Origin of the sequence: Mesorhizobium sp. M4B.F.Ca.ET.203.01.1.1 (genome assembly GCF_004791025.1) — a bacterium.
Taxonomy (GTDB): domain Bacteria; phylum Pseudomonadota; class Alphaproteobacteria; order Rhizobiales; family Rhizobiaceae; genus Mesorhizobium; species Mesorhizobium abyssinicae.
On record NZ_SRUO01000007.1, the window covers coordinates 61054 to 84758 of the forward strand.

Annotated in this window: 29 protein-coding genes, 1 tRNA gene and 1 pseudogene; 9 read left to right on the plus strand and 22 right to left on the minus strand. The window is 61.7% G+C overall.

Annotation, left to right across the window (positions count from 1 at the left end; translation table 11 throughout):
• Positions 1–106 precede the first annotated feature (106 nt).
• The 16 genes from EN846_RS16990 to EN846_RS17065 all read right to left on the minus strand — a co-directional run bounded on the left by EN846_RS16990 (position 107) and on the right by EN846_RS17065 (position 10122).
• Entirely contained in the window at positions 107–430 is a 324-nt protein-coding gene (locus EN846_RS16990; protein ID WP_127311293.1) for a hypothetical protein, read from the minus strand.
• The gene (locus tag EN846_RS16995) at positions 430–618 is read right to left on the minus strand and encodes a hypothetical protein (RefSeq protein ID WP_127311292.1); all 189 of its coding nucleotides are present in this window, start codon (positions 616–618) and stop codon (positions 430–432) included. The genes EN846_RS16990 and EN846_RS16995 overlap by 1 nt, the downstream gene beginning before the upstream one ends.
• Positions 597–854, minus strand: a complete 258-nt coding sequence (locus EN846_RS17000; RefSeq protein ID WP_127311291.1) for an ABC transporter permease — start codon at positions 852–854, stop codon at positions 597–599. Before EN846_RS17000 ends, EN846_RS16995 begins: the two co-directional genes overlap by 22 nt.
• On the minus strand, positions 851–1066 hold the full coding sequence (locus EN846_RS17005) for a hypothetical protein (protein ID WP_135908327.1): 216 nt from the start codon (positions 1064–1066) through the stop codon (positions 851–853). Before EN846_RS17005 ends, EN846_RS17000 begins: the two co-directional genes overlap by 4 nt.
• A 2-nt stretch (positions 1067–1068) precedes the next feature.
• Positions 1069–1758 (minus strand): glycosyl hydrolase 108 family protein, encoded by a 690-nt coding sequence (locus tag EN846_RS17010; protein WP_348630823.1) that lies wholly within the window; start codon positions 1756–1758, stop codon positions 1069–1071.
• An 18-nt stretch (positions 1759–1776) separates the two neighbouring features.
• Complete coding sequence (locus EN846_RS17015; RefSeq protein WP_189340524.1) at positions 1777–2856, minus strand: hypothetical protein; 1080 nt, start codon at positions 2854–2856, stop codon at positions 1777–1779.
• A gap of 193 nt (positions 2857–3049) precedes the next feature.
• Positions 3050–3283: a hypothetical protein gene (locus EN846_RS17020; RefSeq protein ID WP_127310413.1), complete on the minus strand. Its 234-nt coding sequence runs from the start codon at positions 3281–3283 to the stop codon at positions 3050–3052.
• A 34-nt stretch (positions 3284–3317) separates the two neighbouring features.
• On the minus strand, positions 3318–4742 hold the full coding sequence (locus EN846_RS17025) for a hypothetical protein (RefSeq protein WP_127310412.1): 1425 nt from the start codon (positions 4740–4742) through the stop codon (positions 3318–3320).
• Complete coding sequence (locus EN846_RS17030) at positions 4717–4980, minus strand: hypothetical protein (RefSeq protein ID WP_189340522.1); 264 nt, start codon at positions 4978–4980, stop codon at positions 4717–4719. The genes EN846_RS17025 and EN846_RS17030 overlap by 26 nt, the downstream gene beginning before the upstream one ends.
• Entirely contained in the window at positions 4977–5255 is a 279-nt protein-coding gene (locus tag EN846_RS17035) for a helix-turn-helix domain-containing protein (RefSeq protein WP_187331299.1), read from the minus strand. Before EN846_RS17035 ends, EN846_RS17030 begins: the two co-directional genes overlap by 4 nt.
• 577 nt (positions 5256–5832) lie before the next feature.
• Positions 5833–6762, minus strand: coding sequence for a hypothetical protein (locus tag EN846_RS17040; protein ID WP_127310411.1), 930 nt, complete (start codon positions 6760–6762; stop codon positions 5833–5835).
• On the minus strand, positions 6759–8348 hold the full coding sequence (locus tag EN846_RS17045) for a DEAD/DEAH box helicase family protein (RefSeq protein WP_210212303.1): 1590 nt from the start codon (positions 8346–8348) through the stop codon (positions 6759–6761). Before EN846_RS17045 ends, EN846_RS17040 begins: the two co-directional genes overlap by 4 nt.
• Positions 8345–8695: a hypothetical protein gene (locus EN846_RS17050; RefSeq protein WP_127310410.1), complete on the minus strand. Its 351-nt coding sequence runs from the start codon at positions 8693–8695 to the stop codon at positions 8345–8347. The genes EN846_RS17045 and EN846_RS17050 overlap by 4 nt, the downstream gene beginning before the upstream one ends.
• On the minus strand, positions 8688–9710 hold the full coding sequence (locus tag EN846_RS17055) for a ParB/RepB/Spo0J family partition protein (protein WP_127310409.1): 1023 nt from the start codon (positions 9708–9710) through the stop codon (positions 8688–8690). Before EN846_RS17055 ends, EN846_RS17050 begins: the two co-directional genes overlap by 8 nt.
• A complete protein-coding gene (locus EN846_RS17060) occupies positions 9707–9901 on the minus strand; it encodes a hypothetical protein (protein ID WP_127310408.1) in 195 nt (64 codons plus the stop codon). The genes EN846_RS17055 and EN846_RS17060 overlap by 4 nt, the downstream gene beginning before the upstream one ends.
• Positions 9898–10122: a DNA-binding protein gene (locus tag EN846_RS17065; RefSeq protein WP_189340520.1), complete on the minus strand. Its 225-nt coding sequence runs from the start codon at positions 10120–10122 to the stop codon at positions 9898–9900. The genes EN846_RS17060 and EN846_RS17065 overlap by 4 nt, the downstream gene beginning before the upstream one ends.
• A gap of 152 nt (positions 10123–10274) precedes the next feature.
• On the opposite strand from EN846_RS17065, the gene EN846_RS17070 reads away from it, so the two are divergent.
• The 4 genes from EN846_RS17070 (at position 10275) to EN846_RS17085 (ending at position 13344) form a co-directional block, all read left to right on the plus strand.
• The gene (locus EN846_RS17070; RefSeq protein WP_127310407.1) at positions 10275–11012 is read left to right on the plus strand and encodes a hypothetical protein; all 738 of its coding nucleotides are present in this window, start codon (positions 10275–10277) and stop codon (positions 11010–11012) included.
• Positions 11009–12196: a site-specific integrase gene (locus EN846_RS17075; RefSeq protein ID WP_135908321.1), complete on the plus strand. Its 1188-nt coding sequence runs from the start codon at positions 11009–11011 to the stop codon at positions 12194–12196. Before EN846_RS17070 ends, EN846_RS17075 begins: the two co-directional genes overlap by 4 nt.
• Before the next feature lie 80 nt (positions 12197–12276).
• A tRNA-Ser gene (locus tag EN846_RS17080) sits at positions 12277–12366 on the plus strand.
• 777 nt (positions 12367–13143) lie between these two features.
• Positions 13144–13344, plus strand: coding sequence for a hypothetical protein (locus EN846_RS17085; protein ID WP_127282233.1), 201 nt, complete (start codon positions 13144–13146; stop codon positions 13342–13344).
• An 842-nt stretch (positions 13345–14186) separates the two neighbouring features.
• On the opposite strand, the gene EN846_RS17095 is transcribed toward EN846_RS17085, so the two are convergent.
• The 4 genes and pseudogenes from EN846_RS17095 to EN846_RS17100 form a co-directional block, all read right to left on the minus strand.
• Positions 14187–14483 (minus strand): PilZ domain-containing protein, encoded by a 297-nt coding sequence (locus EN846_RS17095; protein WP_127282235.1) that lies wholly within the window; start codon positions 14481–14483, stop codon positions 14187–14189.
• Between the two features lie 219 nt (positions 14484–14702).
• A pseudogene (locus tag EN846_RS36520) lies at positions 14703–14942 on the minus strand (3-beta hydroxysteroid dehydrogenase); the annotation flags it as partial.
• 49 nt (positions 14943–14991) lie between these two features.
• Positions 14992–15129: a hypothetical protein gene (locus EN846_RS35165; RefSeq protein WP_187331312.1), complete on the minus strand. Its 138-nt coding sequence runs from the start codon at positions 15127–15129 to the stop codon at positions 14992–14994.
• Positions 15130–15133: 4 nt separating this feature from the next.
• Positions 15134–16225 (minus strand): autotransporter outer membrane beta-barrel domain-containing protein, encoded by a 1092-nt coding sequence (locus EN846_RS17100; protein WP_127393876.1) that lies wholly within the window; start codon positions 16223–16225, stop codon positions 15134–15136.
• Between the two features lie 294 nt (positions 16226–16519).
• On the opposite strand from EN846_RS17100, the gene EN846_RS17105 reads away from it, so the two are divergent.
• Entirely contained in the window at positions 16520–17962 is a 1443-nt protein-coding gene (locus EN846_RS17105) for a caspase family protein (protein ID WP_127282238.1), read from the plus strand.
• A gap of 14 nt (positions 17963–17976) precedes the next feature.
• On the opposite strand, the gene EN846_RS17110 is transcribed toward EN846_RS17105, so the two are convergent.
• Positions 17977–18501 (minus strand): OmpA family protein, encoded by a 525-nt coding sequence (locus EN846_RS17110; protein ID WP_127282239.1) that lies wholly within the window; start codon positions 18499–18501, stop codon positions 17977–17979.
• 179 nt (positions 18502–18680) lie between these two features.
• On the opposite strand from EN846_RS17110, the gene EN846_RS17115 reads away from it, so the two are divergent.
• The 4 genes from EN846_RS17115 (at position 18681) to EN846_RS17130 (ending at position 22593) form a co-directional block, all read left to right on the plus strand.
• Positions 18681–19088 carry a DUF930 domain-containing protein gene (locus EN846_RS17115; RefSeq protein ID WP_127222590.1) on the plus strand — a complete coding sequence of 136 codons (408 nt, stop codon included), beginning with the start codon at positions 18681–18683 and terminating at the stop codon, positions 19086–19088.
• 190 nt (positions 19089–19278) lie between these two features.
• A complete protein-coding gene (locus EN846_RS17120; RefSeq protein WP_127282240.1) occupies positions 19279–19938 on the plus strand; it encodes a TerC family protein in 660 nt (219 codons plus the stop codon).
• Between the two features lie 130 nt (positions 19939–20068).
• The gene (gene rimO, locus EN846_RS17125) at positions 20069–21382 is read left to right on the plus strand and encodes a 30S ribosomal protein S12 methylthiotransferase RimO (RefSeq protein WP_127311241.1); all 1314 of its coding nucleotides are present in this window, start codon (positions 20069–20071) and stop codon (positions 21380–21382) included.
• A 110-nt stretch (positions 21383–21492) separates the two neighbouring features.
• Positions 21493–22593 carry an acyltransferase gene (locus EN846_RS17130; RefSeq protein ID WP_127392728.1) on the plus strand — a complete coding sequence of 367 codons (1101 nt, stop codon included), beginning with the start codon at positions 21493–21495 and terminating at the stop codon, positions 22591–22593.
• 44 nt (positions 22594–22637) lie between these two features.
• On the opposite strand, the gene EN846_RS17135 is transcribed toward EN846_RS17130, so the two are convergent.
• Positions 22638–23705 (minus strand): BMP family ABC transporter substrate-binding protein, encoded by a 1068-nt coding sequence (locus tag EN846_RS17135; RefSeq protein ID WP_127392729.1) that lies wholly within the window; start codon positions 23703–23705, stop codon positions 22638–22640.

Genomic DNA, 23705 nt, shown 5'->3' on the forward strand with positions numbered 1-23705 from the left:
GATACTAGCAGAGAAGCATATTCCTTCCAGAAGTGCGAATCGCTAGTATCTTCGAAACCGTCGACACCCGAGTTGGTGCTTACGACGACTTCAATGGCGAAGGGGATCATTCTTCGGTTGCCGGCCTGAGCTTCCGCACGATGAACTCGAAAAGGATATCCGAGATCCACATTGCCGACACTCCGATCAGGAAAGCGGCGGCCAGGATGGTCGTTTCATCCTTGGCATCAGGGATAGGCAGACCGATCGCTTGGGAATAGGCCACGGTCGGCAGCGTCAGGTAGGCCGCCGCCAACGCCCCACAAATCGGCGAGGCGATCATCTCACGGATCTTGTAGCGATGGCGCGACAGCGCCCGCAGAATGCCGCCAGCGAGGCCGGCAGCCACTACGGGGCCTTTGATGCCAAGGAAGTCGAGGAATTCGTGCATCATGGCCTCCAGCCGCATAGTTTGGCGCCCTTGAGATTGTGTGCCATTGCCGATCGCGCTTCTGTCGGCGTCATGTCGACGACGGGATTGCGGTTCGGCTTCTCGAGGTCGCAGAAACTGCCGCCCGCGTGCTGACAGGCGGCAAGGGCTATGAAGGCAGCCAGGGCTAGGATTTTGGGCGCGACCATTTGGCCTGCTCCTTCATAACCTCGGCGTCAGACATGCCGGCAACGGCCTGGTCGATCTTGTCTGCCTCGTCACGGGCTGCCAGGCGATCCACAGCCTGCCTGTTGCGTTCGGCCTTGGCGCCGGAAAGTCGTTGGTGGAAGCCCCAGCCGATCGCCCCGATGATGCCGATGAAAGCGGCGATGATGGTCGGATTGTGGAACAGAGATTCCAGAAGCGCGGTCGCGATTTCGATCATTTGCCGATCCTCGCCTTCGCGCGGACACGGCCCCAGATCATGCCGATACTGGTCACGAAGCCGATCAGCGATGCGCCTAGCTCATGAATGTTGCCGTTGAAGTCACCTGTCGAGAAGTCGATGTTGATGCCGGCGAGGCCTGCGGAATTGAGCAGCGAGAACACGCCAGCCCAAACCGCCAGAGACTGCCACCAAGGCTTTGCGCTCTGCATGGTCATTTCCTTCCGAAGATGGCTTTGAGGAAAGCGAACAGCGCGGCCCAGAGCGGATTGCGTTCCTTGGCGGCAGCAGCAGGCGTAGGAGCTCGCGGCACGCTCGGCGGCGTCGCGCCGGAGACCGTGGAAGTCGGCACGGGCTGAACGAAAACAGGCTCGGCCATCATCATGGCTTGGATGCGCACCCCCACCACGCGGCTCTGCCAGCCCCGGCCGAAGGTCTGCCAGGTCGGCAATCGCCTGAGGAACGCCAGTCGGGCATCGCATAGCGTGTCGATGACGACGCCGGCAGGCTTGGCCCGCACCGCGGCAAGCGTGGCCGGCCCTATCCGGCCGTCCTGGACCACGCCGACGCCGCACACCGCCTGGAGGTACTTCGCCGCCCTGCCTGGACCGCTGTTCACCGCAAAGTCAAAGACGGCGTAGTCCACTCCATCGGGCAGCTCGGCGCCGGCGACAGGATCCCAGTAGAAGCGCCGGTAGACCGTGGCGATCTGCTGATCCGAGATTTTGCGAAGATCGGCCTTGGTCGCGTTGGCCTTCACGTAGCGACGAAAGTTCGCCAGCGTGACGCCCTTCATCGTCGCCCCACCGGGATCGGCCGGATTGTCCGACCAGCCGCCTTCAGATTTGAGCACAAGCGCAAGCGCCCGCTGGAAATTGCGGTCCATTAGAGGTTGATCTCCCATCCGCGAATGAAGAGTTGGTCAGTCATAGATCACGACACTGACAAACTCGGCGTCGCCAGAAACACCGGCCGGTTTGGTTATGACCCGGACAGAACCGACAAGCAGTGAGGCCACAGAGAATGGGGCTACACCCCACGCTTCTGTGGCGGCCTGTGGCTTAGAGGCTCCCGCGACCGCATAGTTCGCGTCCGCCATCGCGTTCGTGAAATTGATCGTGTAGTCCATCGACGCGTTTCTCACGACGCTGGACACGTTGAATGATTTCCGAACAGTGACGGTCGAGCCGGATACCGTGAACGAAACCCACGCCTTGGCGATGCCGGATGTGTCGGGCGTGAACCACTCCGGCGCCGTGGCACCGGCATTCATGCGCAGTTGCTGGGCAGCCGTCCCCTTGGGAATTCGCGTGTAGGCTTTGGCACCCGAGAGGTAGAGCAAGTCTCCCGCTACCGCGCCGCTCGGTAGCGGAACGAAAATCTGTTGCGCCGCACCGTCGCCGACCACCAGGACGTTGTCGTCAGTGTCCCACTGGATATCACCCTCTGCTGTAGGAGTCGGCGCGGCGCTCTGTTTCAACGTCAGGGTGGGTGTAGCGATGCTCGACGATGCTGCGATGGCAAGCGGTGTGCCGTTGGCGCGCGTATAACCGAAGCAACGCCAGTTGCCGCCGCCAAGCGAGCGCATGCGTGCGACGTCGCCTGCCGCCGTGGTGATGTTGCCACCACCTGGCAGGATGAGGCTGGTAGCGTTGTGCGTGAGGGTCAACGACGCGGCGAACACCAGATCCCGCTCGGCACCAGCCGGAAGCGTACCGAGCGCCGTGATGGGCACCGTGCCTGTGATGTTGACCAGCGTACCTGTGGTATTTGCCAGGTTGACAGTCGCGGCCGATGCCATGTCCGCGCCAGCTGCGTTGAAGTTGTCAGCAGCACCTACCGCGGTGCTCGATCCCGAGCCGCCAGCCGTGACGGGCCGCGCAGCGTTCGCGTCCCCCACCAGATCGTCGACAAGCGCGTTGTACTTCGCCGACTCGATCGGGGTGTTCGGCGTTCCCTTGGTGCCCGGAGGGGCTGAATAGACACCACCTGCGCGCGGCATAGCTGCTCCAATCTATCGATGGAGCAATGATCAGTGCGAGCCCGCGAAAATCTAAGCCGCTTGGAAAGCCTGCACGTGCGCGGCTTTCACGAAATTGCTGTTCTTTCAGAAAATTGCTGAATTCGGCGCGCGAGCGGCCCGCCTGAAGCGGCACGGTTGCGAGCCCTCTCAATAGCGCCGGAGTGCCGAGTGATTAGGCGCCCTGAAGATGGAACGTCATCATCACCTGCATAAGTTGGCGGCCGGCTTCATCGCGGACCTTGAATGACAACTCCCGGTGGGGGCCGTCCGGCAGGACCTCTCTTATAACATCCACGAGTGCCTTCACCGCCTCCTGCTTGACGGCATCGAAGCTAGACAACTCCGTCCCTACGGTGTCGAGTTGAGCAACGTCATCGTCATAAAAGTCGAAGAAATATAGTGCCATAGGGGTTTAATTCGGAAACCGAAAGAAGGTTTCATCAGCCACGAGCCCGGCGCCTCCTAACCATCGCGTCGACCGCTTCCTTGACGGTCTGCTGGCTTCGTATCGTGCCGTCGGGCTGTCCGACATATGCGCCCTTGTCGCCTGCTGGCTTCTCGGCCGCCACGATAGCCTGCCGCCACGCCAGGCCGAGGTAGCGGAACGCGGATGCGTAGTGCTCGGCCCAATTCTTGACCGGGATGTCGCGGAACGTCTTCTTCTCGTCGTCGTACTCGCGCCGGTAGGCCTTCAGTCCTTCGACGCCGTCGTTGACGCTGTCGGTGTTCCTGAAGCGCGCCACCTTGATCGTCTGCAAGCCGGCGTTGTTGCCCTCGGCCAGGCTGACCATGCCGACCATCTTCGGCTTGCGACCGTGCGCCCTCAGCGTGTCGAGCCGGGTTCGCTTCGTTCCCCACTGCGGATGCAGGATGTCGTGCGGAACGAAGTCGTCGCCGTGGTAGCCCTGCTCGTCGAGCCACTTGCACCAATCCTCCAGGTCTTCGCTGTCGGGAACGTAAAAGTCGACGATCAGCGGTACGCCGTCGATGACTTGGAAGCACCAGATTGGGTTGTTGACCGCCTTGCCGAGATCCCACGCGGTATGCACCGGATGCCTGGGATCGATGTCGAACGCCGTGCCGATGCGCCCCATGCGCTCGGCCCGCGCTATCTCTGCGCCCCAATAGGAGCCGATCAGCGCACCCGCGAATGAGCAGTAGTATTCCTGATCGATGAGCATGTCGGCCGTCTCTTTGCCGAACAGGCCCACATAGATCGCCCGCTGCTCCTCGATCGTGACTTCGTCGATGGCGCCGGTGGCGCTCGCCGGCAGCACCTCGCTGAACCAGCCGCGTGGATTCGTCACCGGGTCGAACACGTTGCCCTTCACCGCGTCGAGCATGCCCTTGGCGTGGTTGTTGCCGCGAGGCGTGGTGATGAAGGATGCCCACCCACCATTTTCGGCCAAGATCGGCGACAGGTAAGCCCATGCCGCAGGATTGGCCAACGCCCATTCCGAGAACGTGATGCCGACCGGCGGCGCGCCGACCAGGCTGTTGAAGTTGTCGGAGCCCACGACCTGAAACGTCGATCCTACCTTGAACCGAACGAACATCTCGTTGTCGTTCATGTTCTCGATCAGCGGTTCAGGGAAGGCCTCGAACAGGCGCCGCTTGCCGGTGTGAGGGTTGACTGCGTTCCAGATGGCTTTGCGCGCCTGTGCGGCCTCGGGAAGCATGTGCCAGTAGGTGCCGGGCCGCTCGTGTGCGGACACCGCGTGCATGTTCAGGTTGATCTCGTCCTTGCCCGCGCGGCGATGCCAGAACAGCAGCTGACGCTTGCAGCCGCGCTCCCATGTGTCCCAGGCCTTGCGCTGATACCAGCGAGGGCGCCAGCCATTATTTGGGAGCTGGATCGTCGCCATCCGACCCCGCAAGCTTCAGGACTTGAACCGTAAGCGGCCCGTCAAGCTTTGCGTCTACCTGGAGAGGCATCACCTTGCCGACCAGGCCGCAGAATGTGCGAGGGTCTTCGGCAGCGAGTTTGACCAGATAGTCGACGCCGCCCGCCTTCTGGAACGCTTCCGTCACGGCTTCCTTGATGGAGGCCGTGACCTTGTTCGGCGTGCCGGCGATCCTGCCGCCTGTCTTCCGTCCCTTCATCTAGTTTTCTCTACTGTAGACGCGTCGCTCTCTCGCATCCTGATTAGGACAAGCCTCTTTGAAACTCCTAGACGCTTGGCGATTTCGCGCGGCCGATACCCGTCGTCGAGCAATCGCCTGATCTCTCGACGGCGCTTTTCGGCCATCTGAATTTTCCGGTGCCGAAAGGGTCGGTCGGCGCGCGGGTCCTTGAGGCGCTTGGCCCTCGCGATGCACTCGACCACCGTGCTGATGGAAATGTCCAATTCCTCGGCAATGGTCGAATAGCTGGCCATGCCCTCCCACAAATCGAGAATGCGATTCCTCGTCCTGGCAACTCGCGGGTGTGTCTTGCCTCCGCGCTTGTTGAAGGATGAGAACTGATAGAACCTAAGCGGCTGCTGTTGTGTCATCTCTACCTCTGTTTTCGGGCCTGCCCTAATCCCGGCATCCTCTTCTCCGGACACACTTCGCCCGTCAGGAGCGAAGCGTGACGCGCTACCGTGCCGATCGGGACGGGGTACGCGCACATCTGGATAGGTGATTGTCTATGATGAGACGCGGACCGGGGTTACCCTGTCGGCCCTACACCTGCCTCGGCTGGCAGCGGCACCTCTCAAAGACCATCCAGACGATCTAGGAGAGGCTGCACCTCGTTTCCGGGTGCGTCCTGTGTGGGTAATGGTGCCTCTGCGATCGGAGCCGGTCTCGTATCCCGGATTGTCTCCGCCCGGCGCGGCCGGGGCTTGGTGCAGAATATGTTGTCGCTGTTGTCCGGCGCGACGAACGGCTTTACCAGACCGCTCCCGGATGCAGGCTCAGGCGATGACGCCGCTACCCACATGGCCTTGGCACCTTGCGGCCGATCGACTCCTACATGATCGCCTCCCGCAGGAAGTTGGACACCAGGCGCTGCACCGGGAAGATGCCTTCCCGAAGATGCACGTCGTTCAGATCGTCTCCGAGCTGGGGCGGCATAAGGAAGGGGATGTTGGCCTGGCGCGAAAAATACTCGCCGGTGCCGAGCCCGCCGTATTGCGTCAGCGGCTTGTCATTGTCGGTGAGGATTGCTCGGCGCCCCTTGGTCGACCGCGCGACCGCCAGAACGTTGTAAGCCGAGAAGCAGCAAAGGATGCAGTCGTTCCGGTGCAGCGCCTTGACGACGGCTCGCAGCGAAAGCGCCGTCGCGTAGCCCTCGCAGAACCATGTGAAGGATCCGGCCGACACACGATGGCAGGCGCGCTCCATCTCGCCGCCGGCCAGAAACTTCTTCGTTCCGTCTTCCCAGATCAGTTGCAGGCTCGACACGTTGGAGCCGATGCGCGCCGGGATCAGGATCGCCCGCTCGCCGCCGTTGTCCGGCAGGAGGTAGGAGCTGTATTCGCCGCCGATCGCCTTGACCGCGTCGGCCGCGATGACCAGCGCCCGCTCGTGCGGGAAGCCCTTGCTGCTCAGATAGGGATGTTGCGACGGTGAGGCCTTCGTCATCATCGCTTGTGCCTTGCCGGCCGCCTCTTTGGCACGCTGAAGCCTCTTCTTGTTGGCCGCCTCAATGTCTCGCGCGATCTTGCGGCGCTCGACCGGGGAAACATCATTCTTCAGCCAGACGGTTACCTTTTCGCCGGTCTGCCAGTTCCAGGCGGTGACGTTCAGTTCGTTGACGATCACTCGCCCGTCACCCTTGCCGGACTTGCCCGCCAGCGTGTCGGTTTTCAGCCACTGACCGAAGCGCGTCATCGCCTTGGGCGGCAGAATGCCGGCCTGGTCGCAAGCGTTGCTGATGGCTTGGTCGATGGTGGTCACGCAGCCCTCCGCTGAGAACCTTTGCGGAAGCGCTTCACTTCACGCTCGACCAGTTGCCACTCGTCGACCTGTACCTTTGTCGGCTCGCAAGCCGTCTCATACAGTCCGTAGGGAAGCTTGCTGCCGGGATAGATGCCGCGCCAAATGCCGTAGGCCCATTTGCGCGAGGCCTCGTCGCCCTTCCTGCCGTTCGACAAGCAGTAAGCCAGGGCGGTGTTCCATATCGCCCGTGGATCATCGAGGCATTTGGCGCGCAGGCCCTTGCGAGGTTCGAAGGCGTTCCTGATCGAGAAGTCGACGTCGATCAACTCGCCCTCAACCACCTGGATCTCGCCGTACTTTGGCCGGCGCCAACCACACGACAGGCAGGTGTCATGGTGCGGCTCCATCTGTAGGCCGCACTCGCCGCAGAAATATTTCTGCTTCACACGCTCGGCAGGTTCGCGCGCTTCGCTGTCCTTCTTCTGTGCGCTCGATAGGCTGTCCACCCCATGCTCGAACAGCCAGGCGGTGTCTTCGGCGAACGTGACGCAGTTGCCGGAGTGGTCCAGCCAAAGCCCGAACTGCTTGCCGTCGGCGATGCGCATCACGCGCCCCAACTCCTGAACGTGCGAGCTGAAGGACTTACGGTATGGTCGACAGGAGATGCCGCACTTTACGTCCGGTACGTCGAAGCCCTTGGTCAGCACGGCGCACGACACAAGCCCGTGTATGGCGCTATCCAGCTTGCGGAATTCTTCGATCTTCTCGCGCCGCTCGTTGTCGGATGCGTCGAGATAGCTGATCTGCTGGAAGTTGAAGCCGGCCGCGGCGAACTGGCGGCAAAGCTCCTCACCATGCGCGACCGACGGCGAAAAGACGATCGTCTTCACCGGGCCGCCGAAATGCTTCTGCGTCTGCTGAACCCAGGTGTGGATCACGTCGCCGATGATCGTGATGCCGCGCTGGCCGGCGTCGGTGTCGTCGTATTCTCCGGTGAACGCCTTCTTGGCGCCCTTCATGTCCGGCGTGACGCAGGCCTTGATCTTGAGCGGCGTCAACCATCCGTCGGCCAGAAGCTGGTTCGTTGTCGCGCCGTTCACCAGCGCATCCCAATGGTCGGCCATGCCGTCGGTGAAGGGTGTTGCGGTCAGGCCGACGACGATCGCGTCCTTCGCGCGCTCGATCAGCTCCAGCGTGGTCTGGTATTCGCAGTGCGCTTCATCAACGATGATGAGCTTCGGCAGATCGTCGTCGGGATATTTGCGGCGGCCGACTGTCTGTGCCGAGGCGACTTGCACAGGCTTTGTCGGGTCGGTCAGCCAGTGGTCGGCCTGGATGATGCCGTGATCTATGCCGTACTTCGCGAAGCGCTCGCTGGTCTGGTCGATCAGGGTGATGCGGTCGACGATGAACCAGGCTCGAGATTTCTTGGCCTGGTTCTTGGTCACCAGGTCTATCGCCGTTTCCGTCTTGCCGAACGCCGTCGGCGCTACAAGGATGATGCGTCGGGCGCCTTCGCGAATACGCTGGCGCAACAGCTCTTCTGTGCGCACTTGATGCGGACGAAGCTCGATCTGCTGGTGCATCGGAAGAAGCGCGTTCATGCGGCCCTCGGGGCTTCGTCGATCATCCGGCCGCAGATCGTAAGGAACCATGACCATTCCATAGCGCCGGCGGTCGCCGGTTTCGTCTTCGTGAGGTAGCGAGCGAACTGTTCCGCCCATTCGCGAGGCGCGCCACCGTCGAACTCGACAATGGCTGCGCGCTCTTCGAACTCGACGTTTTCATCAGACCGCAGATATTCGGCGATCGCCTTTCCGTGCTTCGCGACGTAGGCGCCAGCCGCCGGAGGCAGCTTCTGCCGATTGACGACGCGCAGGGAATTGCCGTCCAGCACGATGTTCGCGCCGAACGACCTTATCCGGTCGACGAGATCGGACACGTCAGTCAAGCCGGATTACCTCGTCGGACTGCTGGTCGATGGGGATCACGACGTCGGTGGACCAGCCGAGATCGGTAGCGCGCTTCTGCCAGGACTTGGCGCGCTTCATCCAGCCAGCTTTGTCTTCGCTTTCCTGGATCAGCCGGGCATTGAGGGAGCGAATCTCTTCGTCCTTGCCAGCAATGACCGAGTCGAACCCGCCTTTCTGATATTGGACCCACATATCGCCGAACTTGGCGTTCTCGGCCTTCAGCGCGGCGTTGTCAGCTTCAAGGCCCTGGATGGCTTCCTCAAGTTCAGCAACACGGTCAGCGAGATCGTCGGCCGGCGCCACCTTGCTGGTCTTGGCTTGCGCGGCGGCTTCGTCACGGGCTGCAGCATGTTGCTTGATGGCATCGGGGAGACCCGCTCGGGCTTCGTCGCACTGGCGATCATGCTCCGCCTGTTGCGCCTGCTTTTCGGATCCGGCTGCCCCACTCTTGGCGTCGCCGCCGTTGGCTTTGCCGATGCGGGAAGTATCCATCGAGGACAGGTTTCCGTGTCGGTCTCTGTAGGTGCGCTCACTGGGAGAATTCCTACCTAGATCCTCTCTCACGTCTTTCACGAGATGGTTGGAGACGTTGCATTTTCTGGCGATTTCCCAATCCGACCAAGACGACCAGTCTGGATCATTCAAAAGGGTTTCGACCGCCCTCCGTTTGTCAGCTCGGCTGCGCTTCAGGCCGTGGGTTGCGTTGGCCCCGACAGAAAACAGGATCGCATCGCGGCGCGTCCCCTGCTTGATGTCGGCGGCGATCTTCTTCTTGCCGGCCATTGCGTGGGCTTCGTATCTGTGGAAGCCGTCGGCTAGCCAATAGGCCTCGCCGTCATGGAAGATGATGACTGGCGGGAACCAAACACCGTCCGCAATGTCTTCGGAATATTCGAACGCCACGGACTTATCGATGACGGCTCGCGATTGCGTGCCACCATCGGTTCGGATGCTGGCGAGTTCGATAAGCGGGAAATCCTTCTTCTTGATCATGCTGCACTTTCGGAGCGCAGTGGCGAGATGTTCGCCCCGCGCTCGGATTCAATGAAGAGATAATGGAACCTGGCGAACGCCCTTCCCGACGCGACGGCATCGACGAGGGCCTTGGTCTCTGCGGCTCGGGTAGCCAGTTCGCACCAATCGTCGAAGGCGCGTTCCTGCTCGACTGTGACATCGTCATTCATGTCGGGACGCCCGCCCCTTCTACGCCGCTGAGTTTCATCCGAAGGCCAAGCCGTGCGGCGATTGGCGCCACGGGGACCACGATCTTGCCGCCTACTCGGATCGTTTCGAAGTCGCCTCGCTTCGCAGCTTCATAAGAGGCGTTGCGGCCCAGTTTGAAGAACACATGACCGGCCGTCTGAACGGACACAGTCGCCTGGGTGAGCGCTTCATCGAGCGTCATAGCCCGTCATTCCTTCTGCTCGAATCGTTTCCGGCATCACTTGTGCCTTTTTTTCTTATAAGTTCCTTGTCCGTTCCGAGCAATGCCACTTGTGCTTCTTGTGCCGATTTTTTATAAAGAGAGGATAGAAAGGCACGGAAGGGGAAACGAAGGTGGTCAAGCCACGCGAAAACCGCGTCCCGATAATGATGTCGGAAGAAGAGATCGCGGCGATTGAGGAGTGGCGGTTCGCGAATCGGATAAACACCCGCTCCGATGCGATCCGCCGCCTCTGTAAGATTGGCCTATTCATAAGCAACGAGCTTGAGCAGGCCGTAGACCTCGCTACCGACGGCGTCACTGTCATGTCGGAACAAATGAAGGACGCGATATGGCTACAGCGACTGCTTATTAACCCGGAAACATCTGACTTGCTGTTCACCCAGGGCGAACTACGTGAGGCGATGGAACAAGGATATGAGCACAATTCCAACGGTCTGGACGGCGTCAGCGGTCTGCAGGCGATTCTGGTGACGTTCTACAACGTCATCATCGACATCATTACTGCCCGAACGCTCAAGGGTGCTGACAAGGCTGTGCAAAAGCGCATCGCCGACGCCAATGAGGCCGTGGACAAAGCCGCCGAGCAAAAAAAATACTCGGAGGAAAACAAATATATCGGGCTCATTTCGTTCCACGAGACTCTGAAAGAAAACGAGATGTACCAAGCACTCTCGGACGAAGAGCAGGAAGCCTACCTCGAAAAGCGCATCAGCGAAATGAAGGCTGAAGAAGAAGCCGACCCCAGCGCCTTCGCCCGAAAATATGGCTTTGAGCCCTTTTGGCTGAAGTCTGGTTGGGCGACACGAATACGCCGCCGGATGGAGGACAGGAACGGAGTCAAGCAATGAAAGGCCACATCAAGGAACGCAGCCCCGGCAAGTGGGCCATAGTCCTCGATCTCTACGACGAGGCCGGCAAGCGCCGCCGAAAGTGGCACAGCTTCGAGGGCACCAAGCGCCAGGCGCAGGAGGAATGTTCCCGGCTCATCACTGAGATGAAGCAAGGCAACTATGTCGAGCCTACCAAACAGACGGTTGCCGAGTTTCTGGACGAGTGGCTGAGGTTCATCAAGCCGTCGGTCGCGCCAAAGACCTTCGAGCGCTACACCGAGATATGCCGCAAGGGTCTGGCCCCGCTCATCGGCATCGTGACCTTGGCCAAGCTGAAGACCGACCGCATCGACGCCGCGTTCTCTGAGGCGTTGACCAAGCCGCGTGCCGACCATCGCAAGCGCAAGGAAGGCGAGGAGGTCAAGCCCCTGCCCCCATTGGCGCCCAGGACGATCCACCATTACCGGCGCGTTCTCATAAAGGCTTTGAGCCAGGCAGTGACCTGGGAGCGGCTGTCACGGAACCCGGCAGCGGCGACGACGCCGCCCAAGGTCGAGCGCAAGAAGATGTTGGCCTACGACGCTGCACAGACCGCGCAGCTCATCGAAGAGCTTCGCTCGACCCGCATGTTCATTCCGATGTTGCTGGCGGTGAAGTGCGGACTGCGTCGCGGCGAGATCCTCGCCCTACGCTGGCGCCACGTCGACCTTGGCGACAACCTACGCCAGTTGGCGATCGTGGAAAGCGCCGAACAGACCAAAGACGGCGTGCGCTACAAGGAGCCGAAATCAGGTAGGGCGCGAACCGTGGCTCTGTCAGCCGCCACCGTCGCCGAGTTGAAGGCCCACCGGACCCGGCAGGCAGAGGAACAGTTGCGCCTCGGCATCCGTCCAGATGCCGATAGCTTTGTTGTGGCCCAGGTCGACGGCCAGCCGCTGCAGCCACGCTCGCTGACGCACGAATGGATTCGCGTGCTCGGCAAGACGAAGCTGCCGCGCATCCGCTTCCACGATCTGCGCCACACCCACGCCTCGCAGATGCTCGCGGCCGGCGTTCACCCGAAGGTCGCCAGCGAGCGTTTAGGGCATTCGACGATCGGCATCACGCTCGACCTCTATTCGCACGTCATGCCGGGGATGCAGGCAGATGCTGCCGAGGCGGTTGACGCGGCGATCAGGAGCGCGGTAAAGCCCGGTAGCTAAAGCTAGTTCGGTAGCAAAATGGTAGCAGCGGCCCAAATGGCCGAGCGCAAAGCGCCAGAAAGCTAACGAAATCAAGGCTTGGAGGGATGGCCGAGCGGTTTAAGGCACCGGTCTTGAAAACCGGCGTGGGCGCAAGTTCACCGTGGGTTCGAATCCCACTCCCTCCGCCATAATATAAATAAAAACAGGACGTTAGACGCGCCGAAACCGGGACTTGCCATAACGCCTCGCCCCGCAATTCGAATTTGATCCAGCCGCTTCCATTCCGTTAGCCGCCGCTGAATTAGTGCGGCGCGTTAACCGTTCGTAGACCGCGCTGTCCTAATTTGAGACAGCGCGGTCAACTAACTACCCCTGGCTGCGCCGGCGGCTCCGGCAACCCAACCCCTACGGCCGGTCGGAGCCGCCACCCTCGCCTTATATACCAGCAATGGTTGAATCAACTGTTATCACACGTGCTTTCCAGTGCGCTTTCGTGATCGTTAGACTTTGATGGATCGGGAAGTCACAGATTTCCGGTTTCGATTTGGAACCTGGCCACAGGTGAGTTCGGCCATTGTCGACGGCTTGGAAATTCTGCTTCCAAGACCAAGCCCCTGAAAGGATGAGGCCGCCCGCCTTTTTGCATTAATTGCGCGACCGCTGATGTGGTCGTAGATTCGCAGGTGTAGGGACGGTGCAATCCCACGCACCGAGCGGGTACATGAGCCCTGCACCCGCCGTCGACTGCGGATGGACCAGCGGCGGCGGGAGCGCAGGCAACTGAAGGGTTCAGGCTATGCAAGCCGTTTGTTACGCGCCCAGCGCATTCTGTGTCTTGTCGGTCCTGGTCAACATCGCCATCGCCTCAAATGTGCTGGGGCTGTTTGCCGCGACACGCCTTCTTGTGCTGAGGGTTCGCGTGCACTCGGTCGGACAGCTTCAACGCGCCTAGTCAGTCAGCTAAAATGCGGACGATCCTCGCCGGCCTGTGCCTGCTGGCCGTTCTTTCCAATGGCGCGCTGGTCGCCACGTCGAGCGGCATTCTCTATCAGCAGGAGAAAGCGGCTGACGGGGCAGTGTGTTCCTATTTCACCGGAACAGGAACGTTCACGACGCCGAGCTATGCCGTGACCGGATGCCCGCGATTCATCATCGTTGACCGCTAGGGCCTGCCCCCCTCTGCCCTCGCCAGCAAATGGCCGTCGCCGCCTGGCATGAACCGAGTCGGGCGCGAGGTAGGCCGCACCCGACTTGTGTTCCCCCCTTTTAGTGCTTCCTTCGTTCATATGGATGTGTTCCGCCTGCATGAGCAGGCGCATACTATGTTGGAGCCGGTTGCCGCTTTCCTCGCAGCAACGTCGGTAAGGCCCGGCGCCCCTCTGTCACTGTCCCCCGACAAGAGCGCGCCGGGCTGCTGCGCTTCTAGCCATTAGCAGGGGAAAACGTTCCCGCGGGGTTTTGTTGCAGAGTCGCTAATATTACGTTCGTCTCAGCCGGCTTGCCCCCCAAACCCCAAGCCGGTTAGGCCCGGCGGTCAGTCGAATCCACCCCAACAGACTGTCGGGCCGCAGGCAGCGCGAGCGACGAGCTCCCGGCCGAGAGTGGGTCTTGCCACAAGGCCGCCGCCTGACGCCTGCGAATCATCAGGCAGGCTCAGCCGCCGATCGCGCTGTCTTTTATTAGCAGATGCTTGTTTTCATGCCGAAGCAGGATCATCATGCAAGCCGCGCGGGGATTGCAGGGGTAGAGCTCATGGAATTCGCGGTTTGCTACGACAACAGCGGGACCGTCCTTGCGTCTTCGATCTTCCTTTGCGCCACCGCGGTTTTCATAATCGCGGCTGCTCTCGCCGCTGGTCGGCTGATTGCAACGCGGGCTCGGGTTCCGCCTGCGGCGCTGACCGTCTGGTGAGGTCGCCAATAGTCATGGCGACGGCGTGCGCGCCTCATGCCGGCAGTCCTCTGGAGAAGCTGGACTAAGCGTGATCTCCGACGAAAAGCCGGACAGGCTACTCCCCGGCCGTCGTCGAAGGCTTCGGTGCGCCGTAGAACTGCACGCCAAGCCGCTCCTTGCGTCGCCAGCGCACCACCGTTTGATAGGTGACTGCATCGTCGGGCACGTGCAGCAGAAACCGCTCCGGCACGACGGCGTCGGAGGGAACGCGCAGTTCGGCACCCCGCTCATGCTGATTTCGCACGGAACAACCAATCGCCGGGTTGTCCGGACTCGCAACTATCGTGGCCTCCTTCAGGACAATCTCGCGCGGATGAAGGCGGCGCTCTCTTCTGGGTTCGTCGGGTTCCATCGCGTGTCTTGCCTGATCCGGAATCACCCTCGCGGCAGGTGCGCCTTCATATTAGCCGGCGCTTTATTGGTCTGCCAGCCGCCCGAAGTTGAATGATACAGCAAGGACAATCGGCTGCGCTACCGGCAACGTCGCACGCTAGACCCGTGGTGCACGCAATTGGTGGCCGCCGGGCTCCGGCCGACCGCCTGGATCATTCACCTGATGGATATCGGCCGTTCAGCTTTCGAAATGGCGCGACCGATCGAGGTCCGGGATGAGCCCGGGCTGGCTCGGCGGCCACCCCAGCAATTCCCTGGTCCGCGCGCTCGAGGCGGGCCAGCCCAGACCGAAGAAGTGGCCAACAAAACCAAAATGGCCGGCTGCCTCCTCGTGGGTCTTGGCTACCACAGGGACGCCGAGGCGCCGGCCGATGACATCGGCGATTTCCCGCGTCGACACACCCTCGTCGGCGACGGCACGGGCCGGTTAGGTACCGTCGACGGCGATGGCGCCAAGCGCATCGCAATCAGACCGACCCCGAGCAGGTCTCGACCTTGCCGAGGTTGAAATTGACGATGCCGCCGATGCCACCCAGTCCGCCAGCGCCGGCGTCGCCCGAAATGCCCTTGGCATCGCCGCCGTCACTGCTTCGATTCGTCGACATCCACTCAGAAGGCGATCTTCAGGCCCAGCTTGCCGGCGACGGTCGTGCTGTCCGCGGACCACTTGCCACGAATTTCGGAGCTGAGCGTGGTGGATCCCGTCATCTTCAGATTGAATCCGGAGTACAGCGCCACGGAAAAGTCCGCGTCCTCGAATTCGCTTTCCTCGCCCTCGACGCTGGCCGTGTTGGAGTAGCCGAAACGCTGCTGGAAATCGGCCCGTGCGTAGGGGCTGATCACCATGCCATTGCCAAGCTGGAAATCGGCATAGATGCCGGGTTCGAATTTGACCGCACCGAAGGACAGGTGGCTCTTGCCGTAATCGGTGCCGAAGCTGTCCTCATATCCGTCGCCGGTGAAAGTGACGCCCAGCAATCCACCGCGCAGATCGAAACGGACCCGGTCGGTCATGTTGAAGATGCGTCCAACAGACCCGGTGATCGCATAGCCCTGCGTGTCATAGTTGCCGGAGCCGCTGTCCACATTCTCGACGTCGGTGTTGCCGAGGAATGCGGACACCGCCACAAGCGCATAACTCGTATCATGGCGATAGAGTCCATAGCCGCCAAACATGCCGCTTCTGTTGGTGGCATCGCCGCCGCTGGAAAAGCGGCGGTCGTCGACACTCACCTCGGCCGAGGCATAGCCGCCAAACAGGCCTATGTTGAGCCCATGCTCATTATCGAAGCCGAAATGCCTGGCGGCATTGAAATCCACGCTGACGGCAGCGGAGAATTCATCGACATCGAAAGGTTGTCCATCAATTGTGTCGAAGCTGTTCGAAATCCTGAAGCCGTCATGTTCGGTGTGGGCAAGCTGGCCGGAAGCGAAAACGCCAAAAGGCGCCGTCTGGGCTGGTGCCGGCGGAGCCGCCTTGGCCGGACCGACATCCGCTTCGACAATGTCGTCAACAATGTTGTGAAGGGCATCCAGAGACGTGTCGACAATCGCGCCGTTGGCCACTCCGCCAAGATAACAGTTGGCGTCTAGGCCTTCAATGATGCAAGCATTGGCTTTCGAAGGCATGAAGGCCAATGCTGCGCCAACCGAGAGCGCGCTCGCGGCGCACAGGCGCAGAAGCCAATTCGCTGCTTTCATTTTCGTGTCCCCGTACTTAAAGTTTTACTCAAACAGTCGGTGCAAGCTATGCGATTGAATTCTCCAAGAACAACGATCAGGCGCCCATAGATACGATTTCGACATACTAGCAGAAAATCGATCGAAGATCATAGTAACTCACTTTGATCGGTCACGGTCTCGCCCTTCCTTCGAGAGGGGTTCTGATGTAAAATTTTCAGGTCTTCGAAGATGCGGGTTCGGCGCGCAAGGGCCGTCATGGGGTGAGCGCTTCGGTGGCCCGAAGACTGTCGCCAACTGAGACGAGCTCGCGTCATGACCTGTGCCCCCTTCCTGCGCATCGTGGCGGTTCTGCTCTTCTCTTGTCTCGGCTTGATAGGCGTTTGGGCGGCTGCCGTGGAAGAGCCGACACCCCAGCCCGCCAAGCGGCTGGCAATCGTCATGGGCAATTCCAACTACCAGAGCGCCCGCCTCCCCCATCTCGCCAATGCCGACAACGACGCCAGAAGACTTTCCGAGAGCCTGAAAAGGCTGAACTTCGACGTCCTGACCGGAACTGATCTTTCGTCCGACGGGTTTGCACAACTCTTTCAGCAAGCCGACGCCAAGCTCGCGACCGCCAGCGCGGTGCTTATCTTTTACGCCGGTCACGGCGTGCAGCTTCAGGGCGAGAACTTTCTGTTGCCGGTCGACACGCCCGACGCGCAGAACCTGGAGCAGCTGACCGCGCGCGCCATCAGGCTCAACGACGTGATCGCGAAATTTGCCAGCCGTGAGCGGCAGACCTTCATCTTCCTCGACGCCTGCCGGAACAACCCGGTGGGCAAAGGTGCCAGCGTCGCCGACGGTCTGGCGCAGGTCGAAGTGGGGGAGAATACTTTTGTCGCCTTTGCCACCCAGCCCGGTAACACCACGGTTGACGGGGCCGGCGACAACAGCCCCTTTACCACGGCCCTGCTGCAGAATGTCGAAATCCCGGGGCTCAGCATTTCCGACATGATGATCCGCGTGCGCAACGAGACCGAGACGCTCACGCTCGGCCGTCAGGTGCCTTGGGATCAGTCGAATCTGCGAGAGCAGTTCTATTTCACCGAACAGCAGGTGCTCGATCCGGCCCAATTGAGCGCCAGCCTTTCGCGTATCCTGTCGGATCCGGTCGCGAAGGAAAAACTGCAGGTCGAGCTTGCTTCCAACGATCTGCAGACGGCTGTGATCATCGTCGGGCAGACATTGCGATCGGTCGAGATCACGCCGCCGGCCGGCCCCTCGGTCAAGCCTGCCGGCACGCAGGTCGCCAGCCTCGAGGGCGCCAAGCAAAGCGTTGTCTCCGGCCTCGAAACGCTGATCGTCGGCAAGTCGGCCGGCGAGCCGGACGAGGAAAAGGCGACAGACCTGGCGCGCAGCATCCAGACGGAGCTGCGCCGATTGGGCTGTTACCGCGCCACCGTCGACGGGAATTGGGGCAAGGGTTCCGTCCGCGCCCTCACCAGCTACTACAGGAACACCAGGCGGATCGCGTCGACGACCGAACCCACAGTCGAGCTCCTGAGCGACCTGTTCTTGCAGTCGGGCCGGGTGTGCAAGGATCCGGTCGTCGTGCAGAAGGCCAAGCCGGCCAGGATCTCGTCCGACACGGCGCCCGAGCGCGGCAAGGCGACTGGCCGAAAGGCCGCAAGGTCCTCGAAACCGCAATCCTCGCGGCCGGCTGCCCCTCCCCCTGACATCAGTGGCGGGATCGGCATCGGCGGCGTGTTCTAGCGGCGCCACAATATCTATTGAGCGTTTATGCGCATCTCGACGCGGCGGTTGACCGGATCGTACGGATTGGCGACCCGCGGATGCGTTGCACCAAGACCAACGGGCGTGACGCGCGACGCCTCGATGCCGTTCGACAGCAGGAATGCGGTCACCGACTCGGCACGGCGTTCCGAAAGCCCTTTATTGTAGGCGGGCGAGCCGGAGGCGTCGGTATAGCCTTCGACGACGAAGCTCTGGGCCTTCAGACGATTGTCCTTCAGCGCCTTCGCGAATTCGCCGAGCTTGGCTTGCGCGTCCGGCATGAGTTCGGCGGAATCGAGGTTGAAATTGATCAGCATGTCCAGCCCGGCCGCCGCCGGCGCGTCCGCCTTGCCGTCGCATTCGGCTTCAGCGCCGACGCATATGCCGCGCGACTGGCCGAGATGGGCTGTGCTGGCGAAGAACTTGATGATGTCTTCCGACGATTGCGCCGGACCGGCAAGCGAGCTCGAAGGCATCAGCCCCGCCGCCAGAACGAGGAGAGAGATGGTCGCGCGCATGGCCGCCTCCGGTATCGCCGTCACGGATCGAACCACACTGTCACGCAACGGATGACCGGACGATGTGACGCATCTCACATACAGGCAAAAAGGCCCAAATACCGCGGTAGCGGGCGAAGGTCGCGCCCGCCGTTCGACGCTGCCCCTAACCCCTGTCTGGTTGATTTCTCAGACAAAATATGTTGCTTGTCGCGCCCATGAAAAAGCTCTGCCTCTTGGTTCTGGCGTGCCTGACGCTGGCTTGGCCGGCCAAGGCGATGGACAATGCGTTGCGCGCCGGTCTCCTGAAACTTGATCCACAGACCCGGCTCGAACAGCGATGCGATGCCGAAGTGCTCGACCGGATCACCCATGACGATAAAAGCTTCAAGGCCGACCGGGTGGTCGCCTACGCCTTTGCCACGCCGGAGATGAGCGCCGACGCCATCAGAAGTCCGGGCGCGGCCTTTCGCAGCAAGGGGCAGTGGTACCGGCTGAAGTTCAAGTGCCAGACCGCGCCCGACCATATGCAGGTTCTGCAGTTGCGTTACCGGATCGGCGACGAGATCCCGGAAACCGATTGGGCGAAGTACAACCTCTACGACTGAGGCAGCGGTGCACTTGCACCAGCCTCTCGGCGACCCTGCGATCCCGATCGCCGATCGATCAGCCTTGCCGAAAGAACCCGCCTTGCCGACCTTGTTCCGGGCAGTGACTTGACGTGCACGAACCATACACGTTAGGGCGTCTGGACATTCGACGACCGATACTCGGCGAACAGCAAAGGGCCTCCAGTCGATGGACATTTTCAGCGCCGCAAGCCTGACCGCCCTTCTCCAGGTCATTGCCATCGATCTCGTGCTGGCCGGCGACAATGCGATCGTCATCGGGCTGGCGGCCGCAGGTCTGCCCACCGAGCAGCGCAAGAAGGCAATCCTGATCGGCGTCCTGGCGGCAACGGTGCTGCGCATCCTGTTCGCCGCGGTCACCGTCAAGCTGCTCGCGATCGTCGGCCTGCTCTTGGCCGGCGGCATCCTCCTGCTCTGGGTGTGCTGGAAGATGTACCGCGAGCTGCGCACCTCCCATGCCGACGAGGAGGAGGCCACAGAGGCGCTGTCCAACACCGACTTCGACAGCGACAGCAAGATCGCCGGCAAGGCGCCGCGCAAGACGCTTGGCCAGGCGGCATTGCAGATCGTCGTCGCCGACGTGTCGATGTCGCTGGACAACGTGCTGGCTGTCGCCGGCGCGGCGCGCGATCATTTCTGGGTGCTGGTCATCGGCCTCGTGCTGTCGATCGGCCTGATGGGCCTTGCGGCAAGCTTTATCGCCAGGCTGCTGCATCGTTATCGCTGGATCGCCTATGTCGGCCTGGCGATCATCCTCTATGTGGCGGTCGACATGGTCTATCGGGGCGTGTTGGAAGTGTGGCCGCATGTGAACAACGCGGTGGGCTGACGTTTAATATCCGTCATCGCCGGGATTGGGGCCGGCGCAATGCGTTTTGCCGCAGGACGGGCCAGCCCATACCAATGCCGCAATTAGTGTGGTATTGCGCCCGCCGATCCCGAAAAGCCCGGAAAACCTTATGTCTGCCCCTCGCGTCAGTTTCGTCAGTCTTGGATGCCCGAAGGCGCTCGTCGATTCCGAGCGCATCATCACGCGGCTGCGCGCCGAAGGCTATGAGATCGCCCGCAAGCATGACGGCGCTGATCTTGTCGTGGTCAACACCTGCGGCTTCCTCGATTCCGCCCGCGACGAGTCGCTCAACGCCATCGGCTCGGCGCTGTCCGAGAACGGCCGCGTCATCGTCACCGGCTGCCTCGGCGCCGAACCGGAGGTGATCCGCGAGAAGCATCCCAACGTTCTCGCCATCACCGGACCGCAAGCCTATGAGAGCGTCATGGCGGCGGTGCACGAGGCGGCGCCGCCCAGCCACGACCCCTACGTCGACCTTTTGCCGCCGCAAGGCGTGAAGCTCACGCCGCGCCACTACGCCTACCTGAAGATCTCCGAGGGCTGCAACAACCGCTGCACTTTCTGCATCATCCCGGCACTGCGCGGCGACCTCGTTTCACGGCCGGCTGCAGACGTGTTGCGCGAGGCCGAGAAGCTTGCCAAGGCCGGCGTCAAGGAGATCCTCGTCATCTCGCAGGACACCAGCGCCTACGGCATCGACATCAAGTACCAGACCAGCATATTCGGCGACCGCGAGGTCAAGGCGAAGTTCCTCGACCTGGCCGAAGAACTCGGCAAGCTCGGCATCTGGATACGCATGCACTATGTCTATCCCTACCCGCATGTCGCCGACGTCATTCCGCTGATGGCGGAGGGCAAGATCCTTCCCTATCTCGACATCCCGTTCCAGCATGCCTCGCCGCAGGTGCTGAAGAACATGCGCCGCCCCGCGCACGGCGAAAAGACGCTTGAGCGCATCCGCGGCTGGCGCGAGGTGTGCCCGGATCTCGCGATCCGCTCGACCTTCATCGTTGGCTTCCCCGGCGAGACCGACGAGGATTTCGAGATGCTGCTAGACTGGCTGGACGAGGCCAAGATCGACCGCGCCGGCTGCTTCAAATACGAGCCGGTCAAGGGCGCCCGCTCCAACGATCTCGGTCTCGAGCAGGTGCCGCAGGAGATCAAGGAGGCGCGCTGGCATCGTTTCATGCAGCGCCAGCAGAAGATCTCGGCCACGCAGCTCGCCAGGAAGGTCGGCAAGCGCCTGCCGGTGCTGATCGACGAGGCGCACGGCACGTCGGCCAAGGGCCGCACCAAATATGACGCGCCGGAGATCGACGGCTCGGTGCATATCCAGTCGCGCCGTCCGCTGCGCGCCGGCGACATCGTCACCGTTAAGGTCGATCGCGCCGACGCCTACGATCTTTACGGCTCTGCGGTCTGACCGCGTTTCGAATTCGCCGCATTTACTACAACTTGCGATAGGTATGGCCTCCCTATCCCGTTCCATCGCGATCCGCGCTATGCGTGCCGGACCGTAGATGCGAGGGCCGCATGGACGCCAGACCGGCGCGGCAGGACTATATCGCGACGCTGGACCTGTTGCGGCTGGCGGCGGCGCTTGCCGTTGTATTCTTTCACTATTTCTTTCGCGGCCCGGCTGCTGGCGATCTTGCCGACGGCAGCTTTGCGGATGTCGCGCCCATCGCCATCTACGGCTATCTCGGGGTCAATCTGTTCTTTCTGATCAGTGGCTTCGTCATTGCCTGGTCGGCGGAAAGCCGCGGCTGGGAGCTGTTCGCGATCGCGCGTTTCGCCCGCCTCTATCCCGGCTTCGCGCTGTGCATGACGATCAGCTTCGCGGCTGTCGTCTCTTTCGGCGCGCCGCTGTTCTCGACCTCCTTAGCGCAGTATGCAGCAAATCTGTCGATGGTGGCGCCGGTCTTCGGCCAGCCTTTCATGGACGGCGTCTACTGGTCGATCTTCCTGGAGCTGATCTTCTACGGCTGGGTGACGCTCGCCATGGCGACCGGGGCTTTTCGGAACCGAAAGCTGCAACTGATCTTCGCCTGGCTGGCGATCTCCACGTTGAACGAGGTCTTCATCGGCAGCCGCGCGATCAGGCTCCTGTTCATCACCGAGTTCGGCCCACTCTTCGCCGCCGGCCTGCTGGTCCACCACCTTCACGCGCATGGCCGTTCAAGGCCCGCCTTGCTGCTCCTCGCGGCTGCCTTCCTGATCTCCAGCTGCACCATCACCGTGACCCAGCAGTGGATGCTGGAGGCCTATGGCGCCGCCGTCCCGACCGCCAATCTGGTGGCCGCCAATGTCGTCATGCATGGCGCGTTGATTGCCGCTGTCTTGCTGCACGGCCATATCAGCTCGTCCTCGCTGACATTGGCGCTCGGCGGCCTGACCTATCCGCTCTACCTCCTGCACCAGAACGTCGGCTATTTCGTCATCAACGCCGCCACACCGCTGGCCGGCGGATGGGTGGCCGCCTTTGCCTGCGTCGCGCTCATGCTCTTTGTCTCCTCGGCGATCTGGCTCTATTTCGAGCGGCCGGCGCAGCGCATGCTCCGGATCGGGCTTGCGCGGGCGGTCGAGGCCGGGCGATTGAGACTGCGCCGCACCACCGCCCAGCCGGCCGAATGAAAAAGGGCGCCAAGCGGCGCCCTTTTGTCTTATGTTCCAATCGCTTACTGTGGCAGCTTGTCGTCGACGCCCTTGACGTAGAAATTCATGCCGAGCAGCGTGCCGTCGTCTGCGACCTCGCCGTCCTTCAGCCACGGCGAGCCGTCCTGTTTGGCGATCGGCCCGGTGAAGGGGTTCCAGCCATCGGCGATCTTCTTGGTGGTGGCCTCGGCCATCGCCTTGACGTCGTCGGGCATGTTGGTGAACGGCGCCAGCTTGACGGCGCCGTCCTTGATGCCGAGCCAGACATTGTCCGGCTTCCAGGTGCCGTCGATGGCGGCCTGGACGCGGCTGATGTAGTACGGACCCCATTCGTCCGTCAGCGAGGTGAGCTGCGCTTTCGGCGCGAACTTGATCATGTCCGAGGACTGGCCGAAGCCGTGCAGCTTGCGCTCTTCCGCCACCTGCAGGGCTGCGGTGGAATCGGTGTGCTGGACAACGATGTCGGCGCCCTGGTCGAAAAGCGCCTTGGCGGCGTCGGCTTCCTTGCCCGGATCGAACCAGGAGTTCACCCAGACGATCTTGGCCTTGAAGTTCGGGTTGATCGACTGCGCGCCGAGCATGAAGGAGTTGATGCCCATCACCACTTCGGGGATCGGGAAGGAGACGATGTAACCGGCGACGCCGGCCTTCGATTCCTTGGCGGCGATCTGGCCGAGCACGTAGCGGCCTTCATAGAAGCGCGCATTGTAGATGCCGAGATTGTCGCCGGTTTTGTAGCCGGTGGCGTGCTCGAACATCACCTTCGGGAACTTCTTGGCCACCTTCACCTCGGCATCCATGAAGCCGAAGGAGGTGCCGAAGATCAGCTTGCAGCCTTCACGCGCCAGGCGCTCGAAGGCGCGGTCGGCGTCGGGGCCTTCCGAGACGTTCTCGAGATAGGCGGTCTCGACCTTGTCGCCGAGCGCCTTCTCCACCTCGAGGCGGCCCTGGTCGTGCTGGTAGGAATAGCCGAAGTCGCCGATCGGGCCCGTATAGACCCAGCACGCCTTCAGCTTGTCGGCGGCTTCGGCCGTCGCCGCCAGCGAAATCACGGCTGTCGTGGTCATCAGGGCAATAAGCAGTTTTTTCAT

Coding starts and splice junctions, on each gene's coding strand:
- EN846_RS17105 (WP_127282238.1), top strand. CDS start 16,520: ATGACCTGTGCCCCCTTCCTGCGCATCGTGGCGGTTCTGCTCTTCTCT.
- EN846_RS17115 (WP_127222590.1), top strand. CDS start 18,681: ATGTTGCTTGTCGCGCCCATGAAAAAGCTCTGCCTCTTGGTTCTGGCG.
- EN846_RS17005 (WP_135908327.1), bottom strand. CDS start 1,066: ATGCAGAGCGCAAAGCCTTGGTGGCAGTCTCTGGCGGTTTGGGCTGGC.
- EN846_RS17110 (WP_127282239.1), bottom strand. CDS start 18,501: ATGCGCGCGACCATCTCTCTCCTCGTTCTGGCGGCGGGGCTGATGCCT.
- EN846_RS17000 (WP_127311291.1), bottom strand. CDS start 854: ATGATCGAAATCGCGACCGCGCTTCTGGAATCTCTGTTCCACAATCCG.
- EN846_RS17100 (WP_127393876.1), bottom strand. CDS start 16,225: ATGAAAGCAGCGAATTGGCTTCTGCGCCTGTGCGCCGCGAGCGCGCTC.
- EN846_RS17120 (WP_127282240.1), top strand. CDS start 19,279: ATGGACATTTTCAGCGCCGCAAGCCTGACCGCCCTTCTCCAGGTCATT.
- EN846_RS16990 (WP_127311293.1), bottom strand. CDS start 430: ATGCACGAATTCCTCGACTTCCTTGGCATCAAAGGCCCCGTAGTGGCT.
- EN846_RS17130 (WP_127392728.1), top strand. CDS start 21,493: ATGGACGCCAGACCGGCGCGGCAGGACTATATCGCGACGCTGGACCTG.
- EN846_RS17085 (WP_127282233.1), top strand. CDS start 13,144: ATGCGGACGATCCTCGCCGGCCTGTGCCTGCTGGCCGTTCTTTCCAAT.
- EN846_RS17095 (WP_127282235.1), bottom strand. CDS start 14,483: ATGGAACCCGACGAACCCAGAAGAGAGCGCCGCCTTCATCCGCGCGAG.
- EN846_RS17060 (WP_127310408.1), bottom strand. CDS start 9,901: ATGAATGACGATGTCACAGTCGAGCAGGAACGCGCCTTCGACGATTGG.
- EN846_RS17015 (WP_189340524.1), bottom strand. CDS start 2,856: ATGCCGCGCGCAGGTGGTGTCTATTCAGCCCCTCCGGGCACCAAGGGA.
- EN846_RS17135 (WP_127392729.1), bottom strand. CDS start 23,705: ATGAAAAAACTGCTTATTGCCCTGATGACCACGACAGCCGTGATTTCG.
- EN846_RS17025 (WP_127310412.1), bottom strand. CDS start 4,742: ATGGCGACGATCCAGCTCCCAAATAATGGCTGGCGCCCTCGCTGGTAT.
- EN846_RS17055 (WP_127310409.1), bottom strand. CDS start 9,710: ATGATCAAGAAGAAGGATTTCCCGCTTATCGAACTCGCCAGCATCCGA.
- EN846_RS17030 (WP_189340522.1), bottom strand. CDS start 4,980: ATGAAGGGACGGAAGACAGGCGGCAGGATCGCCGGCACGCCGAACAAG.
- EN846_RS17035 (WP_187331299.1), bottom strand. CDS start 5,255: ATGGCCAGCTATTCGACCATTGCCGAGGAATTGGACATTTCCATCAGC.
- EN846_RS16995 (WP_127311292.1), bottom strand. CDS start 618: ATGGTCGCGCCCAAAATCCTAGCCCTGGCTGCCTTCATAGCCCTTGCC.
- EN846_RS17065 (WP_189340520.1), bottom strand. CDS start 10,122: ATGACGCTCGATGAAGCGCTCACCCAGGCGACTGTGTCCGTTCAGACG.
- EN846_RS35165 (WP_187331312.1), bottom strand. CDS start 15,129: ATGTCGACGAATCGAAGCAGTGACGGCGGCGATGCCAAGGGCATTTCG.
- EN846_RS17010 (WP_348630823.1), bottom strand. CDS start 1,758: ATGGGAGATCAACCTCTAATGGACCGCAATTTCCAGCGGGCGCTTGCG.
- EN846_RS17045 (WP_210212303.1), bottom strand. CDS start 8,348: ATGAACGCGCTTCTTCCGATGCACCAGCAGATCGAGCTTCGTCCGCAT.
- rimO (WP_127311241.1), top strand. CDS start 20,069: ATGTCTGCCCCTCGCGTCAGTTTCGTCAGTCTTGGATGCCCGAAGGCG.
- EN846_RS17075 (WP_135908321.1), top strand. CDS start 11,009: ATGAAAGGCCACATCAAGGAACGCAGCCCCGGCAAGTGGGCCATAGTC.
- EN846_RS17020 (WP_127310413.1), bottom strand. CDS start 3,283: ATGGCACTATATTTCTTCGACTTTTATGACGATGACGTTGCTCAACTC.